This window comes from Rubrivivax rivuli (assembly GCF_004016505.1).
GTDB lineage: Bacteria > Pseudomonadota > Gammaproteobacteria > Burkholderiales > Burkholderiaceae_C > Rubrivivax > Rubrivivax rivuli.
In genome coordinates, this window is sequence record NZ_SACR01000003.1 from 163,670 (window position 1) to 182,562 (window position 18,893).

The following is an 18,893-nucleotide window of genomic DNA, read 5'->3' on the forward strand; positions in this document are numbered from 1 at the left end:
GAAGGGTGGGGAGGGTGCAGGGCTCAGGCGGAGGGCGTCGTTTCACCTTCGGCCGGTGTGGCGGTGGCATCGATGCGCACCGTGGTTTCCACAGGCAGGGTGAAGGCAAAACGGCACCCCACGGCCTGCTGGCCATTGTAGAGGTTCTGTGCCCGCATCCGGCCGCGGTGGCTCTCGATGATGCTGCGGCACAGGCTCAGGCCGATGCCCAGGCCTTCGGCCTTGGTGCTGAAGAAGGCTTCGTAAAGTCGGCCGATGACCTCGTCCTTGATGCCCGGGCCCATGTCGGTGACGCTGAACTCGATGACACCGCCTTCTTCGGGGGTGTGGCGCGGCACCACGCGCAGCTCGATGTGGCGGCGCTGCGTGGGCAGTTGCGCGCTGTCGATGGCCTCGGCCGCGTTCTTCAGCAGGTTCAGCAGCACCTGCTCGATGAGGATGGGGTCGGCCATGATGATGGGCAGGCGCTGCGCCACGTAGGTGTGGATGGCGACATTGCGCCGCCGCAGTTCGATGCCCGCGAGTTCCACCGCGTCTTCGACGATCTGCCGCGCCTCGGCCGGCTGGCGCTGCGGCTCGCTGCGTTTCACGAAGTTGCGGATGCGGTGGATGATCTGCCCGGCCCGCTCGGCCTGGCGCGCCGTCTTCTGCAGTGCGGCGATGAGGTCGTCCTGCGCGATGGACTCGGCCTTCACGCGGCTGACCATGCCGTTGCAGTAGTTGGTGATGGCGGTCAAGGGCTGGTTCAGCTCGTGGGCCACCGAGCTGGCCATCTCGCCCATGGTGACGAGGCGGCTGGTCACCTGCGCCTTTTCGGCCTGGGCCGCGGCCTGCTCTTCCGCGCGCAGGCGGGCGGTGATGTCGGTGGCGATCAGCATCTGCGCCAGGCGCCCGTCGGTCCACTGCAGGTAGCGCGCGCGCACGTCGAACCACTTCTGCAGGCTTTCCACGAACACCTCGCGCGGGTTCGCGCCGGTCTCGGTGAGTTCCTGCGTCGGCAGCCCGGAGAGCGGGTCGTTGTCATCCTCGGCGTCGGCCACGAAGGGCGTGGTGCCGGCCGCGCCGCCGGCCAGCTGCTGGTGGCCCACCGCATCGCCGCCGAACCACAGCCGGTAGCTGCGGTTCACGAACAGCAGCTCACCCTGCTGCACCGAGAGCACGCTGACGCTGGCGTCCAGGCCCTCCAGCACGGTGGTGAAACGCTCGTGGCTGGCACTGAGCTGGTCGCGGATGCGCTTGGCCTCGGTGATGTTGGTGATGCTGGTCATCCAGCCGGTCTGCTGGCCCTTGGGGTCGATCAGCGGGCTGATGTACATGCGCGCGTCGAAGACGCTGCCGTCCTTGCGCATCAGGCGCACCTCGATGCCGCCGCTGGGGCTGCGGCCCTGCAGCTCCTGCTGCAGCAGGCGGTGGTTCTCGTCGATGCGGTCGGGTGGCCAGTAGGGGTAGGGCGGCAGGCGGCCCACGAGCTCGGCGTTGGAGAAGCCCGTCATCTGGCAGAAGGCGGCGTTGACGTAGGTGACGCGGCCTTCCATGTCCATCGCGCGCATGCCTGTGGGCATGCTGTTTTCCATCGCGCGGCGGAAGTTGGTCTCCTGCACCAGCGCGCCCTGGATCTGGCTGCGGCGGCGCACGTGGCGCCAGGTGCCCAGCAGCATCCACACCGTCAAGACCGACAGCGCCACCACCATCCAGAACAGCGTGTTGTTGACGAGGCCGATGCTGGTGCGCCAGCCCTGCCCTCGGAGCAGCAGGCCGTTGAGGGCCGGCGTGAGCGGGGCGTCGCTCACGATCAGTGCCCGCCGGCTCGATTGCCCCGGCGTCGTGGTGACGGTGGCGGCGAGCACCTTCTCCTGCTCGTCCAGCACCGACATCAGGTGGCGCTGCGCGACATCGGCCGGCACGAAATGGCGCACCAGCGCGTCGATGGAGTACTCGACGATGAGCACGCCGTTGAAGGCATTGCGCTGCACCAGTGGCACCTGCAGCTGGAAGACCGGTGCGCCCGTGGTGTCGACGAAGCTGCGTGAGTAGACCGGCGAGCGGCTGTCGCGCGCAGCGCGGAAGGTGGTCTCGGGCTCGTTGACGCGGCTTTCCACCGGCAGCAGGGGCTCGGCCTGAGCGCCGCTGGGGGTGGGGTGGTACAGCATCGCCCAGTGGCTGGCGCGCACGCGGCGGCGCGCGTCCACCCAGCTCAGGTGCGTGAGTTCGGGCCGCTCGCGCGCGAATGCCACGGCCTGGGCGACGAATTCCTCGGGGTCGGCATCGCGCTCGACCATGTCGCGCGCCATGCGGATCAGCGCCTCCTGGTTCTGGATGAGGCGCAGGCCGACCTGCTGCTGCGTGAGTTCGGTGTCGCGCTTGACGGACTCGATCTCGCGCTCGATTTCCTCATTGCGCAGGTACCAGAAGGCCGAAATGATGGCCGCCAGGAAGAGCAGCACCGACAGCAGCGGCCCCAGGGTGGCAAAGCGGTCCTGCCGCGCCGGCGACTGGCTTCGCCACCAGCGGCCGAACAAGCGCTTGGCGGCCGGCAGCGGGACGGACATCTGGGGTCCGCCGTCGGTGGGCGGCACTGGCGGCATGACGGGTGGTTGCGGCATCGCCGCGGATTATCGGGCGCAGGCGTCCCGCGCTCATCGAATTCCACATTACGGAACGAATATCCACTGTTTGAAATTCCGGCGAGCTGTGACAAACTCGCGCCCGATCGCAAAAACACCCCCCTAGGAGACAAGCATGTCCGCTCTGCCGGAGTCCTTCCTCGGCCACGCCGCCGCGAACAGCGCCCACGACACCGACCCCCAGGAAACGCGCGAGTGGCTGGATGCCATGACGGCGGTGATCGGCGCGGAAGGGGCCGAGCGCGCGCACTTCCTGCTGGAGCAGTTGCTCGAGCATTCGCGCCAGAGCGGCATCGACATGCCGTTCTCTGCCAACACGGGCTACGTCAACACCATCGAGCCCGAAGAAGAAGAGCGCAGCCCGGGCAACCTGGAACTGGAAGGCCGCCTGCGCGCCTACATGCGCTGGAACGCCATGGCCCTGGTGGTGAAGGCCAACCGCCTGCACCCGGCCGATGGCGGCGACCTCGGCGGCCACATCAGCAGCTTTGCCAGCCTGGCGCACATGTTCGCGGCCGGCTTCAACCACTTCTGGCATGCCGAGAGCGAAGGCCATGGCGGCGACCTGCTCTACATCCAGGGCCATTGCAGCCCCGGCATCTACGCCCGCGCCTTCCTGGAAGGCCGGCTGACCGAAGAGCAGATGCTCAACTTCCGCCAAGAGGTGGACGGCAAGGGCCTGAGCAGCTACCCGCACCCCAAGCTGATGCCCGAGTTCTGGCAGTTCCCAACCGTCAGCATGGGCCTGGGGCCCTTGATGGCCATCTACCAGGCGCGCTTCCTGAAGTACCTGCACGCCCGCGGTATTGCCGACACCAGCAACCGAAAGGTCTGGGTGTTCTGCGGTGACGGCGAGATGGACGAGCCCGAGAGCCTGGGCGCCATCGGCCTGGCCGCGCGCGAGAAGCTCGACAACCTGGTCTTCGTCGTGAACTGCAACCTGCAGCGCCTGGACGGCCCGGTGCGCGGCAACGGCAAGATCATTCAAGAGCTGGAAGGCGAGTTCCGCGGCGCCGGCTGGGACGTCATCAAGCTGATCTGGGGCAAGGAGTGGGACGCCCTGCTGGCGCGCGACAAGGACGGCGCCCTGCGCAAGATCATGATGGACACGCTGGACGGCGACTACCAGGCCTTCAAGGCCAACGACGGTGCCTTCGTCCGCAAGAACTTCTTCGGCCGCGACCCGCGCACGCTGGAGATGGTGGCCAAGATGTCCGACCAGGACATCTGGAACCTGCGTCGCGGCGGGCACGACGCGCAGAAGGTCTACGCCGCCTTCCACAAGGCCAACAACGCCAAGGGCGTGCCCACCGTGCTGCTGGTGAAAACCGTCAAGGGCTGGGGCATGGGCAATGCCGGCGAGGGCAAGAACACCGCGCACCAGGCCAAGAAGCTGACGGACGACGACGTGCGCTTCATGCGCGACCGCTTCAACATCCCCATCAGCGACGCCGACCTGCCGAAGATCCCCTTCTACAAGCCGGCCGACGACACGCCGGAGATGAAGTACCTGCACGAGCGCCGCAAGGCTCTGGGCGGCTACCTGCCCAAGCGCCGCGTGAAGAGCGACGAGAGCTTCACGGTGCCGGCACTCGAGACCTTCAAGAGCGTGCTGGAGCCCACCGCCGAAGGCCGCGAGATCAGCACCACGCAGGCCTACGTGCGCTTCCTGACGCAGTTGCTGCGTGACCAAGCCCTGGGCCCGCGTGTGGTGCCCATCCTGGTGGACGAGGCGCGCACCTTCGGCATGGAAGGCCTGTTCCGCCAGATCGGCATCTACAACCCGGAAGGCCAGAAGTACACGCCGGTCGATAAAGACCAGGTGATGTACTACAAGGAGACGGTCAACGGCCAGATCCTGCAGGAAGGCATCAACGAAGCCGGCGGCATGAGCAGTTGGATCGCGGCCGCGACGTCGTACTCGACGAACAACCGCATCATGGTGCCGTTCTACATCTACTACTCGATGTTCGGCTTCCAGCGCATCGGCGACCTGGCCTGGGCGGCGGGCGACATGCAGGCGCGTGGCTTCCTGCTCGGCGGCACCAGCGGCCGCACCACGCTGAACGGCGAAGGCCTGCAGCACGAAGACGGCCACAGCCACATCCTGGCCGGCACCATCCCGAACTGCATCAGCTACGACCCGACCTTCGCGCACGAGGTGGCGGTGATCATCCACCACGGCCTGAAGCGCATGGTGGAGAAGCAGGACAACGTCTTCTACTACCTGACGCTGCTCAACGAGAACTACCCGATGCCAGGCCTGAAGGCCGGCACGGAAGAGCAGATCATCAAGGGCATGTACCTGCTGGAAGAAGGCGCGAAGAAAACCCCGCGCGTCAACCTGCTGGGCAGCGGCACCATCCTGCGCGAAAGCATGGCCGCCAAGCAGCTGCTCGAAGCCGACTGGGGCGTGGCCGCCAACCTCTGGAGCTGCCCGAGCTTCAACGAGCTCACGCGTGACGGGCAGGACTGCGACCGCTGGAACCTGCTGCACCCGCTGGAGACGCCGCGCGTGCCTTTCGTGACGCAGCAGCTCACGCCGCACGCCGGGCCGGTGGTGGCTTCCACCGACTACATGAAGGCCTACGCCGAGCAGATCCGCCCCTTCATCCCCAAGGGCCGCGCCTACCGCGTGCTGGGCACCGACGGCTTCGGCCGCAGCGATTTCCGCAGCAAGCTGCGTGAGCACTTCGAGGTCAACCGCCACTACATCGTGGTGGCGGCGCTGCGCGCGCTGGCCGACGAAGGCACCGTGCCGCTGGCCAAGGTGGCCGAGGCCATCGCCAAGTACGGCATCGACGCCGACAAGCTCAACCCGCTCTACGCGTAAGCTCAACAAGACAGGAGACAGACCATGGCTGTGGTCGAAGTGAAGGTGCCCGACATCGGCGACTTCAAGGATGTGGAAGTCATCGAGGTGATGGTCAAGCCGGGCGACACGATCGCGATCGACCAGAGCCTGCTGACGGTGGAAAGCGACAAGGCCTCGATGGAGATCCCGTCCACGCACGCCGGCGTGGTGACGGAGATCGTGGCCAAGCTGGGTGACAAGGTCAGCCAGGGTTCGCTGGTGCTGCGCGTGGAAGCGGTGGGGGCTGCGGCCCCTGCGCCGGCGCCTGCCGCTGCGCCAGCGGCATCGGCACCGGCCCCTGTTGCCGCTGCCCCGGCATCCGCACCCGCTGCAGCGCCCGCTGCCGCCGGCGGCACCGTGCAGGTGGTGGTGCCCGACATCGGCGATTTCGAATCGGTCACCGTGATCGAGGTCTTCGTGAAGCCCGGCGACGCCGTGAAGGTGGAGCAGAGCCTCATCACGGTGGAGAGCGACAAGGCCTCGATGGAGATCCCGTCGTCGCATGCCGGCACCGTGCAGAGCCTGCTGGTGAAGGTGGGTGACAAGGTCGCCAAGGGCACGGCGCTGGCCGTGCTGCAGGCCGCCGGCGCTGCGCCCGCGCCTGCCGCTGCACCTGTTGCAGCAGCTGTGGCCGCACCCGTGGCCGCGCCTGCCGCTGCCGCCGCAGCACCTGCACCCGCCGCCGCGGCCGTGCCCGCGCACCAACCCACCACGCCCAGTCCCACGCTGCCGCACGCCTCGCCCACCATCCGCCGCCTGGCGCGTGAACTGGGCGTGCCGCTGGCCGAGGTGAAGGGCAGCGGTCCCAAGGGCCGTATCACGCAAGGCGACGTGCAGGGCTTCGTCAAGGGCGTGATGGCCGGCGAGGTGCAGACCACCGCGCAGAAGGCCAAGGCCCCGGCGGCATCGGCTGCCACTGGCGGTGGCGAGGCCTTCCCGGGCCTGCTGCCCTGGCCCAAGGTCGACTTCGCGAAGTTCGGCCCGGTCGAGCGCAAGGACCTCAGCCGCATCAAGAAGATCAGCGGCGCCAACCTGCACCGCAACTGGGTGCTGATCCCGCACGTCACCAACCACGACGATGCCGACATCACCGAACTCGAAGCCTTCCGCGTCCAGCTGAACAAGGAAAACGAGAAGAGCGGCGTGAAGGTCACGATGCTGGCCTTCCTCATCAAGGCCTGCGTCTCGGCGCTGAAGAAGTTCCCCGAGTTCAACGCCAGCCTGGACGGCGAGCAGATCGTCCTGAAGAACTACTTCCACATCGGCTTTGCCGCCGACACGCCCAACGGCCTGGTGGTGCCGGTGATCAAGGACGCCGACAAGAAGGGCGTGCTGCAGATCAGCAAGGAAATGAGCGAACTCGCGGCCAAGGCGCGCGAGGGCAAGCTCGGGCCGGCCGACATGAGCGGCGGCTGCTTCAGCATCAGCAGCCTGGGCGGCATCGGCGGGCGCTACTTCACGCCCATCATCAACGCGCCGGAAGTCGCCATCCTGGGCGTGTGCAAGAGCAGCACGGAGCCGGTGTGGGACGGCAAGCAGTTCGTGCCGCGCCTGATGCTGCCGCTGAGCCTGAGCTGGGACCACCGCGTCATCGACGGCGCGGCCGCGGCGCGCTTCAACGCCTACCTGGGCGCCATCCTGGCGGACTTCCGCCGCGTGCTGCTGTAAGGAGCCGACGATGCCCATCATCGACATCGCCGTGCCCGACATCGGCGACTTCAAGGACGTGGCCGTCATCGAGGTGCTGGTCAAGCCGGGCGACACCGTGAAGGCCGAACAGAGCCTGCTGACGGTGGAGAGCGACAAGGCCTCGATGGAGATCCCGTCGTCGCATGCCGGCGTGGTGCAGGCGCTGAAAGTGGCCGTGGGTGACAAGGTCAACCAGGGCAGCGTGATCCTCACGCTGGACGTGGCGGGCGCTGCTGCGCCGGCACCTGCGCCTGCAACTCCCGCCCCGGCGCCGGTTGCTGCGCCGGCGCCCGCGCCTGCGGCGGCTGCTCCGGCCGCCGCCAGCCATGCCGGCGGCGCCGACCTCGAGTGCGACTTGCTCGTGCTCGGCGCCGGCCCCGGCGGCTACTCGGCCGCCTTCCGCGGCGCCGACCTCGGCCTGAAGACCGTGATCGTCGAACGCTTCCCGGTGCTGGGCGGCGTGTGCCTGAACGTGGGCTGCATCCCCAGCAAGGCGCTGCTGCACGTGGCCGCGGTGATGGACGAGGTGAACCACTTCGCCGACCTCGGCGTGAGCTTCGGCAAGCCCGAGGTCGATCTCGGCAAGCTGCTGGCGCACAAGAACAAGGTGGTGGGCAAGCTCACCGGCGGCCTGGCCGCGATGGCCAAGATGCGCAAGGTCACGGTGGTACATGGCGTGGCCGAGTTCGCCGACCCGCACCACCTGCGCGTGGCGATGGCCGATGGCAAGACGCAGGTCATCAAGTTCGCCAAGGCCATCATCGCCGCGGGCTCCGAGGCCGTGAAGCTGCCCTTCCTGCCCAAGGACGACCCCCGCATCGTCACCAGCACTGGCGCGCTGGAACTGCGCCAAAAGCCCGAGCGCATGCTCGTCATCGGCGGCGGCATCATCGGCCTGGAGATGGGCACGGTCTACAGCACGCTGGGCGCCCGCCTGGACGTGGTGGAGATGATGGACGGCCTGATGCAGGGCGCCGACCGCGACCTGGTGAAGGTGTGGCAGAAGATGAACGCCCACCGCTTCGACAAGCTGATGCTGAAGACCAAGACCGTGGGCGCCGAAGCCACGGCCGAGGGCGTGCGCGTGATGTTCGAGGGCCTGGACGGCACCAAGAGCGAAGGCCTCTACGACCTGGTGCTGCAGGCCGTGGGCCGCACGCCCAATGGCAAGAAGATAGGCGCCGAGAAGGCCGGTGTCATCGTGGGTGAGCGCGGCTTCATCCCGGTGGACCAACAGATGCGCACGAACGTGCCGCACATCTTTGCCATCGGCGACATCGTCGGCCAGCCCATGCTGGCGCACAAGGCGGTGCACGAGGGTCACGTCGCTGCCGAGGTGGCCGCAGGCGACGAGAAGGCGCTCTTCGATGCGCGCGTCATCCCCAGCGTGGCCTACACCGATCCGGAAGTCGCCTGGGTGGGCCTGACCGAAGACGAGGCCAAGGCCAAGGGCATCAAGGTCAAGAAGGGCCTGTTCCCGTGGACGGCCAGCGGCCGCGCCATCGCCAACGGCCGCGACGAGGGCTTCACCAAGCTGCTGTTCGACGATTCGCCCGAGGCCCACGGCCACGGCCGCATCCTGGGCGGTGGCATCGTCGGCACGCATGCCGGCGACATGATCGGCGAGGTGGCCCTGGCCATCGAGATGGGCGCCGACGCGGTGGACATCGGCAAGACCATCCACCCGCACCCGACGCTGGGCGAAAGCATCGGCATGGCCGCGGAAGTGGCACATGGCAGCTGCACCGACCTGCCGCCCGCGCGGCGCTGAGTGAGCTGAAGCACAGGCCCGGCGGCTGTGCCGCCGGGCTCGTCAGATCAGCGGCACCTCAGCGGCCGTACAGCCGCCCCAATTCCGCCAGGCGCCCGGCATGCCAGGGCTGCACCTGGTTCCACTGGAAGCGCCAGCCCCACCAGCCGCTTTCCTGGCCCGGGTAGTTCATGCGGCACTCGGTGGGCAGGGCCAGCACGTCCTGCATGGGGTGCACGGCGGTGTCGGCCACGCTGGCCATCGCGGCGCGGATCAGCGTCCAGGCCATGTCGTGCCCATCGGTGTTGAGGTAGCCGCGCGCGAAGTGCCGCTCTTTCTCGGTGGCGGTGTGCCACCAGCCGGCCACGGTGTCGTTGTCGTGCGTGCCGGTGTAGACCACGGTGTCGGGCTCGTGGTTGTGCGGCAGGAAGCGGTCGGTGGCGTCGCCGCCAAAGGCGAACTGCAGGATGCGCATGCCCGGCAGGCTGAACTTCTTGCGCAGCGCATCGACGTCGGGCGTGATCACGCCCAGGTCTTCCGCGATGATGGGCACCGGCCCCAGCGCCTGGCTGATGGCCTTGAACAGCGCTTCGCCCGGGCCCGGCTTCCATGCGCCCTTGACGGCCGTGGGTTCGCTGGCCGGGATCTCCCAGTAACCAGCGAAGCCGCGGAAGTGGTCGATGCGCACGATGTCCACCAGCTCGAAGGTGCGGCGGATGCGCTCCACCCACCAGGCGTAGCCGTCTTTCGCGTGTTCACTCCAGCGGTACAGCGGGTTGCCCCAGCGTTGGCCGGTGGCGCTGAAGAAGTCCGGCGGCACGCCGGCCACCACCGTGGCGCGGCCCTGGGCGTCCAGCTCGAACAGGTGCTGGTTGGCCCAGACCTCGGCGCTGAGGTAGGCGATGAAGATCGGCGTGTCGCCGATGATCTGCACGCCCTTGCCGTTGGCGTAGGCCTTCAGCTTCGCCCATTGGCGGAAGAAGCGCCATTGCGCGAACTCCCAGAAATGCACGCGCTCGGCGTGCTGCGCGCGGGCGGCGGCCAGGGCGGCCGGCTCGCGCTTCACCAGCGCCGGCTCCCAGGTGCACCAGTCGGCCCAGTGCAGGTGTTCGCACAGGCTCATGAAGAGCGAGAAATCGGGCAGCCAGTTCGCGTTCGCAGCACGGAAGGCCGCGAAGTCTTCGCTCTGGGCTGCGGTGCCGGCCGCCGCGAAACGCAGTGCGGCCTTGTGCAGGCGTTCCATGCGGAAGGGGTGGACGTGGGCGTAGTCCACGGCCTCGGCGCTCAGGCCGGGCGTGGGCGCCAGTTCTTCAGCCTCCAGCCAGCCTTGCTGGTGCAACTCGGCCAGGTCGATGAGCAGCACGTTGCCGGCGAAGGCCGAATTGCTCATGTAGGGCGAGTTGCCCGGGCCGATGCCGGCCAGCGGCAGTACCTGCCACAGCTTCTGGCCACCGGCCACCAGCCAGTCGACGAAGTGGTAGGCCTCGGGGCCGAGGTCGCCCGAGCCGTGGGGGCCGGGCAGGGAAGTGGGGTGCAGCAGCACGCCGCTGGCGCGTGGGAAGCGCATGGTGGTGAGGTCCTTGCTCATGGTCGGGCGGGAGGGGTGCCAGCGGCAGCCTGTGGGGCTGCCGCGTGGTCGCGCAGCAGCATCACGCTGCGCGCCCCCAGCATCAAAGAAGCGGCGCCGTTACGGCGCCAGGGGCTGCGGCCATCGGCCGCGGTGGTGTCGAGCTCGGCCACCCAGTCGCCTGGGGGCAGCTGGAAGCTGGCGTCCATGGCGCGGCCGTTGACCAGCAGCAGCAGTGGCGCACCGCCGCGGCCGGGCTGACCGATCCACGCGCCGAGGATGCGCGACATGCGGTTGTCCCAGTGCTCGGGCGCCATCGGCTCGCCCGTGCGGCGCTGCCAGGCCAGGTCGGCGAGGCCTTGCGCATCGGGCAGGCCGCTGTACCACTGCGCGCCCAGCGGCAGCAGCCGGCGGCGCAGGGCCAGCAGGTGGGCGGTGAAGTCGATCAGGTCTTGATCGGCGGCGGCCCAGTCGATCCAGGTGGTGGCGTTGTCCTGGCAATAGGGGTTGTTGTTGCCGCCCTGGCTGTGGCCGAGTTCGTCGCCGGCGGCCAGCATGGGCGTGCCCTGGGCCAGCAGCACGGTGGCCAGCAGCGCGCGCTTCAGGCGGGCGCGCAGCTGCAGCACCGCGGGGTCGGTGGTGGGGCCTTCCCAGCCGCAGTTCCAGCTCAGGTTGTGGCCGTGGCCGTCGCGGTTGTTCTCGCCGTTGGCCTCGTTGTGGCGCAGGTCGTAGCTCACCAGGTCGTGCAGCGTGAAGCCGTCGTGGCTGACGACGTAGTTCACGCTCTCCAGCGGGCTGCGGCGGCGCGCCTGGAAGAGGTCGCTGCTGCCGGCCAGGCGCAGCGCGAACTCGCCGCGTGTGCAGTCGCCGCCCAGCCAGAAGGCGCGTGCGGTGTCGCGGAAGCGGTCGTTCCATTCCAGCCAGCCGCGCGGGAACTGACCCAGCTGGTAGCCGCCGGGGCCCAGGTCCCAGGGCTCCGCAATCAGCTTGATGCCCTGCAGCACCGGGTCTTGCAGCACGGCCTTGAAGAAGGGGCCGTCGCGTTCGAAGAAGGGGCTGCCGCGGCCGAGCACGGGCGCGAGGTCGAAGCGGAAGCCGTCGACGTGGAAGTCCTGCACCCAGTGGCGCAGGCTGTCCATCACCAGCTGCAGCACGCGCGGGTGGCGAACGTCGAGCGTGTTGCCGCAGCCGCTCCAGTTTTCGTAGTGCTGGCGCTGATCGGGCAGGCGGTAGTAGCTGGCGTTGTCCAGGCCGCGCCAGCTCAGCGTGGGGCCGCGTTCGTCGCCTTCGGGCGTGTGGTTGAACACCACGTCCAGCAGCACCTCGATGCCCGCGGCGTGCAGCTTGCGCACCATCTCGCGGAACTCTTGCCGCGGGTGCGCGGTGGCGGCGTAGCGCGGGTCGGGGCAGAAGAAGCCCAGCGTGTTGTAGCCCCAGTAGTTCACCAGGCCCATCTCGCGCAGGCGCGGCTCGTCCAGGATTTGCAGCACCGGCAGCAGGCTCACGGCCGTGATGCCCAGCCGCTTGAAGTGCGCGATGGCGGCCTCGCTGGCCAGCCCGGCGTAGGTGCCGCGCTCGGCCTCAGGTACGCCGGGCAGGCGCTTGCTGAAGCCGCGCACGTGCACCTCGTAGACCACGCTGTCCAGCAGGGGCGTGGCGGGGGGGCGGTCGCCTTGCCAATCGGGCGTGTCGTGCACCACCCGGGCCTTGTGCGCGAGCGGGCCGTTGTCGGTGGCGTCGGGGTGCTGCGGGTGTTCGCGGTCGGCACCCAAGTGCGGGCCGGCGGGGTCGAAGCCGCCGGGCGGCGTGACGATGGCGCGCGCCCAGGGGTCGAGCAGCAGCTTCTTCGGGTTGAAGCGGTGGCCGCGGTCGGGCCGCCAGGGCCCGTGGGCGCGCAGGCCGTAGACCAAACCGGGCATCGCGCCGGGCAGGCGGCCGTGCCAGACGTCGCCGGTCTGCACGGGCAGGGCCAGGCGCTGCAGTTCGTGCTCGCCGTTCTCGTCGAAGAGGCAGAGCTCCAGCTTCGTGGCGTGCGCCGAGAACACGGCAAAATTGACGCCGCTGCCGTCGAAGTGCGCGCCCATGGGCCAAGGCCGGCCCGGTTCCAGCACGGTGCCGTGCGCTGCCGCGCCTGCGGCGGTTGTCGGGAGGGCAGGGCGCGTCAGCCGGTCCATGCCAGGAAGACGGTGGCCAGCGGCGGCACGGTGATGGCGATGCTCTGCGCGCGGCCGTCCCAGGCCACGGGCTCGGCCGTGGCCGCGCCGAAAGCGGTTCCGGCGTTGCTGCCGCCGTAGTGCTGCGAATCGGTGTTCAGCAGTTCGCGCCAGGTGCCGCCCGCGGGCACGCCGATGCGAAAGCCGTGGTGCACGGTGGGCGTGAAGTTGCACACCACCAGCACCGGCGCCGCGCCCGGGGCCTTGCGGATGAAGCTGAGCACGCCGCGCTCGGCGTCGTCATGCCGTACCCACTCGAAGCCCTCGCCGCTGAAGTCTTGCCGGTGCAGCGCGGGCTGTGCCTTGTAGAGCGCGTTGAGGTCGCGCACCAGGGCCTGCACGCCGGCGTGGGCCGGCTCGCCCAGCAGGTGCCAGTCGAGGCTGCGGTCGTGGTTCCACTCGGCCTGCTGCGCGAACTCGCAGCCCATGAACAAGAGCTTCTTTCCAGGATGTCCCCACATGAAGCCGTAGTAGGCGCGCAGGTTCGCGAACTGCTGCCAGCGGTCGCCCGGCATCTTGGCCAGCAGGCTGCCCTTGCCGTGCACCACCTCGTCGTGGCTGAGCGGCAGCACGAAGTTCTCGGTGTAGGCGTAGACCAGGCCGAAAGTCATCTCGCCGTGGTGGTAGCGGCGGTGGATGGGGTCGCGCGCCATGTACTGCAGCGTGTCGTGCATCCAGCCCATGTTCCACTTGAAGTGGAAGCCCAGGCCGCCGGCGTAGGTGGGGCGGCTCACGCTGGGAAAGGCCGTGCTTTCTTCGGCCAGCGTGATGGCCTGCGGGCGTTCACCGCCGATCACCTCGTTCGTGCGCTTCAGCAGCGCGATGGCTTCCAGGTTCTCGCGCCCGCCGTGCACGTTGGGGATCCACTCGCCCGCTTTGCGGCTGTAGTCGCGGTAGAGCATGGAGGCCACGGCGTCCACGCGCAGGCCGTCGATGTCGTAGCGCTCCAGCCAGTACAGCGCGCTGCCCACCAGAAAGTTGCGCACTTCGGTGCGGCCGAAGTTGTAGATGAGGGTGTTCCAGTCGTTGTGGAAACCCTCGCGGCGGTCGGCGTACTCGTAGAGGTGCGTGCCGTCGAACTGCGCCAGGCCGTGTGCATCGGTCGGGAAGTGCGCGGGCACCCAATCGAGCAGCACGCCCAGGCCCGCGGCGTGCGCGCGCTGGATGAAGCGCTGCAGCCCGGCCGGCTCGCCGAAGCGCGCGGTGGGGGCGTAGAGACCCAGCGTCTGGTAGCCCCAGCTGCCGTCGAAGGGGTGTTCGGTGACGGGCAGCAGCTCCAGGTGCGTGAAGCCCATCTCGGCGGCGTAGGGCACCAGCGTGTCGGCCAGCTCGTCCCAGTTCAGCCAGCGGTCGCCGTCTTCGGGCCTGCGGCGCCACGAACCCAGGTGCACCTCGTAGATGCTCATCGGCGCGTCCAGCGCGTTGGCGCGCTGGCGCTCGGGCGAGGGCGGGGCCACGGGCGGCATCTCGGCCACCACGCTGGCGGTGGCCGGGCGCAGTTCGGCCTGGCGGGCGCAGGGGTCGGCTTTCTGCGGCAGCAGGTGGCCTTCGCGGCTGATCAGCTCGAACTTGTAGCGCGTGCCCACGCCCACGCCGGGCAGGAAGAGCTCCCACACGCCGCATTCGCGGCGCAGGCGCATGGGGTGGCAGCGGCCGTCCCAGAAGTTGAAGTCGCCCACCACGCTCACGCGCTGCGCGTTCGGCGCCCACACGGCGAAGCTGGTGCCGGCCACGCCGTCCATCACGCGCGGCGTGGCGCCCAGCATCTCGTAGGGGCGCAGGTGCGAGCCTTCGCCCAGCAGCCACACGTCCATCTCGCCCAGCACGGTGCCGAAGCGGTAGGGGTCTTCCTGCAGGCGCTCTTGGCCGTCAGCCCATCGCACGCGCAGTTGGTAGTGGGCGCCGGCGGGCAGGGCGGTGGGGCCGCCGAAGACGCCGTCGCCATGCAGCCGCGCCAACGGCCAGGCGCGCGCGCCGGCCACGGCCAGCACCGCCGTGGCGCCGGGCAGGAAGGCGCGCACCTCCACGGTGCCATCGGCGCCGAGATGCGGCCCCAGCACGGCAAACGGGTCGCCGTGGCGGCCCAGGCGCAGGGCGTCTATCTCGTCGGGATGCAGCATGGGGCGGGAAACAACCTCGTTCAATGCTTGGGCGCGATGCCCCAGACCTGGCGCGCGTACTCGCCGATGGTGCGGTCCGACGAGAAGAAGCCCATGCCGGCCACGTTGGCGATGGCCTTCTTGGCCCAGGCCTGGCGGTCGCGGTAGAGCGCGTCCACCTTCGACTGGGTTTCGAGGTAGCTGTCGAAATCGGCCAGCAGCATGTAGTGGTCGCCGCCCCAGAGCAGCGAATCGACCAACGGCCGGTAGCGGCCCGGCTCGTCGGGGCTGAACTGGCCGCCGGCGATGGCGTCCAGCACGGCCTTGATCTGAACGTGGCTCTCGTAGATGCGCAGCGGCTGGTAGCCGGCCTGCTTGGCGGCGGCGACCTCGGGCGTCTTCAGGCCGAAGATGAAGATGTTGTCGTCGCCCACCTGCTCGCGGATCTCGATGTTGGCGCCGTCGTCGGTGCCGATGGTCAGCGCGCCGTTGAGCGCCAGCTTCATGTTGCCGGTGCCGCTGGCCTCGGTGCCGGCGGTGCTGATCTGCTCGCTCAGGTCGGCGCCGGGCATGATGACCTCGGCCACGCTGACGCCGTAGTTCGGGATGAACACCAGCTTGAGCTTGCCGCCCAGGCGCGCGTCGTTGTTGATGACCTGGCCGATGTCGTGGATCAGGCGGATGACGTTTTTCGCCGCTACGTAGCTGCTGGCGGCCTTGCCCGCAAAGATGACGGTGCGCGGCACCCAATCCGCCTGCGGTGCGGCCAGCATGGCCTGGTAGCGCGCCACCACCTGCAGCACGTTGAGCAGCTGGCGCTTGTACTCGTGGATGCGCTTGACCTGCACGTCGAAGAGGCTGGCCGGGTCGACCTTCACGCCCGTGGTGGCCTCGATGTGGGCCGCCAGCCGCGCCTTGTTGGCGTGCTTCACGGCCAGGAAGGCGTTGCGGAAGTCTTCGCGCTCGGCGTGCGGCTTCAGGCGCGAGAGCTGCGTCAGGTCGAGCCGCCAGCCGCTGCCGATGGTGCTGTCGATCAGCGAGCTCAGGCTCGGGTTGGCCTGCGCCAGCCAGCGGCGCGGGGTCACGCCGTTGGTCATGTTGGTGAAACGATCGGGCCAGAGGCTGGCGAAGTCGGCGAAGATGGTCTGCACCAGCAGATCAGAGTGCAGCGCCGAGACGCCGTTGACCTTGTGGCTGCCCACGATGGACAGGTGGGCCATGCGCACGCGGCGCTCGCCGGTTTCGTCGATCAGGCTCAGGCGGCGCAGGAAGTCGTTGTCACCCGGGCGGTGCGCGGCGGCCTCGGCCAGGAACTCGGCGTTGATGCGGAAGATGATCTCCAGGTGCCGCGGCAGCACGTGCTGCATCAGGCTGACCGGCCAGGTTTCCAGCGCCTCGGGCATCAGCGTGTGGTTGGTGTAGCTGAACACCTTCTTCGTCACCGCCCAGGCCGACATCCAGCCGAAGCCGTGTTCGTCCACCAGCAGGCGCATCAGCTCGGCCACGCCGATGGCCGGGTGGGTGTCGTTCAGGTGGATGGCCACCTTGTCGGCCAGGTTCGCCAGGTTGCCGTGCTCGGCCAGGTGCCGCGCCAGGATGTCCTGGATGCTGGCGCTGGTGAAGAAGTACTCCTGGCGCAGGCGCAGTTCACGGCCGGCCGGGGTGCTGTCGTTCGGGTAGAGCACCCAGCTGATGTTCTCGTACTGGTTCTTGAACTCGGCCGCGCGCGAGTAGTCGCCGGTGTTGAAGGCGTGCAGGTCGATCTGCGCCGGCGCCACCGCCTTCCACAGCCGCAGCGTGCTCACGCGCTGGGTGCCGTGGCCGGGGATGACCATGTCGTAGGCCTTGGCGTTGACCTCGCCCGCGTGGCGCCAGGTGGGCACGCGCGAGGGGTCGGTGGCCGGCTCCACCCAGCCGCCGAAGCGCACCGGGTAGTGCACGTTGAAGCGCGGAAACTCCCAGGGCGTGCCGTCTTCCAGCCAGGCGTCGGGGCCCTCGACCTGGCGGCCGTCTTGGATGGCCTGCTTGAACATGCCGAACTCGTAGCGGATGCCGTAGCCGAAGCTGGGCAGTTCCTGCGTGGCCATGCTGTCCAGGAAACACGCGGCCAGCCGGCCCAGGCCGCCGTTGCCCAGGGCCGCATCGGGCTCGGTGGCGGCCAGGTCTTCCAGCGTGCTGGCGTGGGCGGCGGCGGCCTTGCCCATCTCGCCTTTCAGGTCCAGCGCGGCCAGCGCGTTGCTGAGCGTGCGGCCGATCAGGAATTCCATCGACAGGTAGTACACGCGGCGTGCCTTGGCCGCGCGGTCGGCGCTGTCGCCGGCCACCCAGCGCTGGGACAAGTGCTCTCTGGCCACCTGGGCCACAGCGTGCATGATCTCGGTGGGCGTGGCCTGCCCGGGCGCGGCGGCCACGGTGTGCAGCAGGTGGCGTTCGATGGCGGCGTCGGCGGTGCTCGCGGGGGCCGCGGCGGCGGTGCGGGTGGACGATTCAGGCATGAGGCTTGCTCGCTCGCAGCCCAGGTGCAAGCACCCGAGCAGGGGTTGGACTGCGGTGAGTGTCTGCGATGGACGCGGCAGCGTCAAATGTTCTGGCGCTTCTGGCGCTGTAGTTTGCCTACATCCGCATTGGAGATCAGGTGATTCCCTCGGGGCTGGTCCTCAAGGCCTGCGATTGACAAATACAACGGAGACAAAGATTTATGCGCCATTTATCAAGCAGTTTATAGCTTTTGAACGCTGAGCTTGGCCGTTCTGGCAGGCTCCGCTGTGCGTGATAGATCTGTAATTTTCTTGCGTCAACACCCCGAGGAACGCTCATGAAACCCATCGATGTGGCCCAGAGCCTGGACCTGCCGCGCCGTGCCGTGGCCCTGGTGCTGGCCGGGGGCCGCGGCAGCCGCCTGAAGAACCTGACCGACAGCCGCGCCAAGCCGGCGGTCTATTTCGGGGGCAAGTTCCGCATCGTCGACTTCGCGCTCAGCAACTGCCTGAACAGCGGCATTCGCCGCATCGGCGTCATCACGCAGTACAAGAGCCACAGCCTGTTGCGCCACCTGCAGCGCGGCTGGGCCTTCCTGAAGAGCGAGATGAACGAGTTCGTCGACCTGCTGCCCGCGCAGCAGCGTGTGGACGAAGAGAGCTGGTACCGCGGCACGGCCGACGCCGTCTACCAGAACCAGGACATCCTGGCCGCCTACCGCGCCGATTACGTGGTGGTGCTGGCCGGCGACCACATCTACAAGCAGAACTACGCCTTGATGCTGGCCGACCACGTGGCCCAGGGGCGCGAGTGCACGGTGGGCTGCATCGAGGTCGACCGCGAGGAGGCCAAGGCCTTCGGCGTGATGGCCATCGACGACGAGCGCCGCATCGTCGATTTCGTCGAGAAGCCGCCCGAGCCGCCCGAGATCCCCGGCAAGCCCGGCCGGAGCCTGGCCAGCATGGGCATCTACATCTTCAATGCGCGCTATCTCTACCGCGAGCTCGAGCGCGACATGAACGACCCGAACTCCAGCCACGACTTCGGCAAGGACATCATTCCCAAGATGGTGAAGGCTGGCGTGGCTGTGGCCCACCCCTTCGAGCTCAGCTGCGTGGGCGGCAAACCCGGCCACCCGCCGTATTGGCGCGACGTGGGCACCATCGATGCCTACTGGGACGCCAACATCGACCTCACGGCCACCGACCCGCTGCTGAACCTGTACGACAACAACTGGCCCATCTGGACCTACCAGCCGCAACTGCCGCCGGCGAAGTTCGTGCACAACGAGCCCGACCGCCGCGGCATGGCCATCGAGAGCCTGGTCTCGGGCGGCTGCATCGTCAGCGGCTCGGTCTTCCGCACGGTGCTGTTCTCGCTGGTGCGGGTGCACTCGCACGCGCAGGTGAACTGGAGCGTGCTGCTGCCCGGCGTGCAGGTGGGGCGCGGCGCGCGGCTGACGCGGGTGGTGGTGGACCGCGACTGCTACATCCCCGACAACCTCGTCATCGGTGAAGATGCGGCGCTGGACGCCGAACGCTTTTACCGCACCGACAGCGGCATCACGCTGGTCACGCGCGACATGCTTCGGCGGCTTTGACGCGCCCGCCGCACCCGGC

General features: G+C 68.7%; 9 protein-coding genes. 4 read left to right on the top strand and 5 right to left on the bottom strand.

The window, feature by feature from the left end:
* Positions 1-23 precede the first annotated feature (23 nt).
* Positions 24-2,549, bottom strand: coding sequence for a PAS domain S-box protein (locus EOE66_RS09320; protein ID WP_128228432.1), 2,526 nt, complete (start codon positions 2,547-2,549; stop codon positions 24-26).
* A 190-nt stretch (positions 2,550-2,739) separates the two neighbouring features.
* Here EOE66_RS09320 and aceE point away from each other — a divergent pair, with 190 nt between their 5' ends.
* Genes aceE through lpdA form a run of 3 tightly spaced genes read left to right on the top strand, consistent with a single transcriptional unit; the run spans position 2,740 to position 8,938 of the window.
* A complete protein-coding gene (gene aceE, locus EOE66_RS09325) occupies positions 2,740-5,457 on the top strand; it encodes a pyruvate dehydrogenase (acetyl-transferring), homodimeric type (RefSeq protein WP_128228433.1) in 2,718 nt (905 codons plus the stop codon).
* A 24-nt stretch (positions 5,458-5,481) separates the two neighbouring features.
* Positions 5,482-7,146, top strand: a complete 1,665-nt coding sequence (aceF, locus tag EOE66_RS09330; protein WP_128228434.1) for a dihydrolipoyllysine-residue acetyltransferase — start codon at positions 5,482-5,484, stop codon at positions 7,144-7,146.
* Between the two features lie 10 nt (positions 7,147-7,156).
* A complete protein-coding gene (gene lpdA / locus EOE66_RS09335; protein WP_128228435.1) occupies positions 7,157-8,938 on the top strand; it encodes a dihydrolipoyl dehydrogenase in 1,782 nt (593 codons plus the stop codon).
* A 58-nt stretch (positions 8,939-8,996) separates the two neighbouring features.
* On the opposite strand, the gene malQ is transcribed toward lpdA, so the two are convergent.
* Genes malQ through EOE66_RS09355 form a run of 4 tightly spaced genes read right to left on the bottom strand, consistent with a single transcriptional unit; the run spans position 8,997 to position 17,291 of the window.
* Positions 8,997-10,484, bottom strand: coding sequence for a 4-alpha-glucanotransferase (malQ, locus tag EOE66_RS09340; protein WP_128228966.1), 1,488 nt, complete (start codon positions 10,482-10,484; stop codon positions 8,997-8,999).
* A 17-nt stretch (positions 10,485-10,501) separates the two neighbouring features.
* Positions 10,502-12,658 (bottom strand): glycogen debranching protein GlgX, encoded by a 2,157-nt coding sequence (glgX, locus tag EOE66_RS09345; RefSeq protein WP_128228436.1) that lies wholly within the window; start codon positions 12,656-12,658, stop codon positions 10,502-10,504.
* A complete protein-coding gene (gene glgB, locus EOE66_RS09350; protein WP_128228437.1) occupies positions 12,646-14,817 on the bottom strand; it encodes a 1,4-alpha-glucan branching protein GlgB in 2,172 nt (723 codons plus the stop codon). The genes glgX and glgB overlap by 13 nt, the downstream gene beginning before the upstream one ends.
* Before the next feature lie 20 nt (positions 14,818-14,837).
* Complete coding sequence (locus EOE66_RS09355) at positions 14,838-17,291, bottom strand: glycogen/starch/alpha-glucan phosphorylase (RefSeq protein WP_128228438.1); 2,454 nt, start codon at positions 17,289-17,291, stop codon at positions 14,838-14,840.
* Positions 17,292-17,611: 320 nt separating this feature from the next.
* On the opposite strand from EOE66_RS09355, the gene glgC reads away from it, so the two are divergent.
* A complete protein-coding gene (gene glgC, locus EOE66_RS09360) occupies positions 17,612-18,874 on the top strand; it encodes a glucose-1-phosphate adenylyltransferase (RefSeq protein ID WP_128228439.1) in 1,263 nt (420 codons plus the stop codon).
* Positions 18,875-18,893: the final 19 nt, after the last annotated feature.

Bases quoted from the DNA above. Each gene is read 5' to 3' on its own strand.
- EOE66_RS09320 (WP_128228432.1), bottom strand. From the start codon at position 2,549: ATGTCCGTCCCGCTGCCGGCCGCCAAGCGCTTGTTCGGCCGCTGGTGG.
- aceE (WP_128228433.1), top strand. From the start codon at position 2,740: ATGTCCGCTCTGCCGGAGTCCTTCCTCGGCCACGCCGCCGCGAACAGC.
- aceF (WP_128228434.1), top strand. From the start codon at position 5,482: ATGGCTGTGGTCGAAGTGAAGGTGCCCGACATCGGCGACTTCAAGGAT.
- lpdA (WP_128228435.1), top strand. From the start codon at position 7,157: ATGCCCATCATCGACATCGCCGTGCCCGACATCGGCGACTTCAAGGAC.
- malQ (WP_128228966.1), bottom strand. From the start codon at position 10,484: ATGCGCTTCCCACGCGCCAGCGGCGTGCTGCTGCACCCCACTTCCCTG.
- glgX (WP_128228436.1), bottom strand. From the start codon at position 12,658: ATGGACCGGCTGACGCGCCCTGCCCTCCCGACAACCGCCGCAGGCGCG.
- glgB (WP_128228437.1), bottom strand. From the start codon at position 14,817: ATGCTGCATCCCGACGAGATAGACGCCCTGCGCCTGGGCCGCCACGGC.
- EOE66_RS09355 (WP_128228438.1), bottom strand. From the start codon at position 17,291: ATGCCTGAATCGTCCACCCGCACCGCCGCCGCGGCCCCCGCGAGCACC.
- glgC (WP_128228439.1), top strand. From the start codon at position 17,612: ATGAAACCCATCGATGTGGCCCAGAGCCTGGACCTGCCGCGCCGTGCC.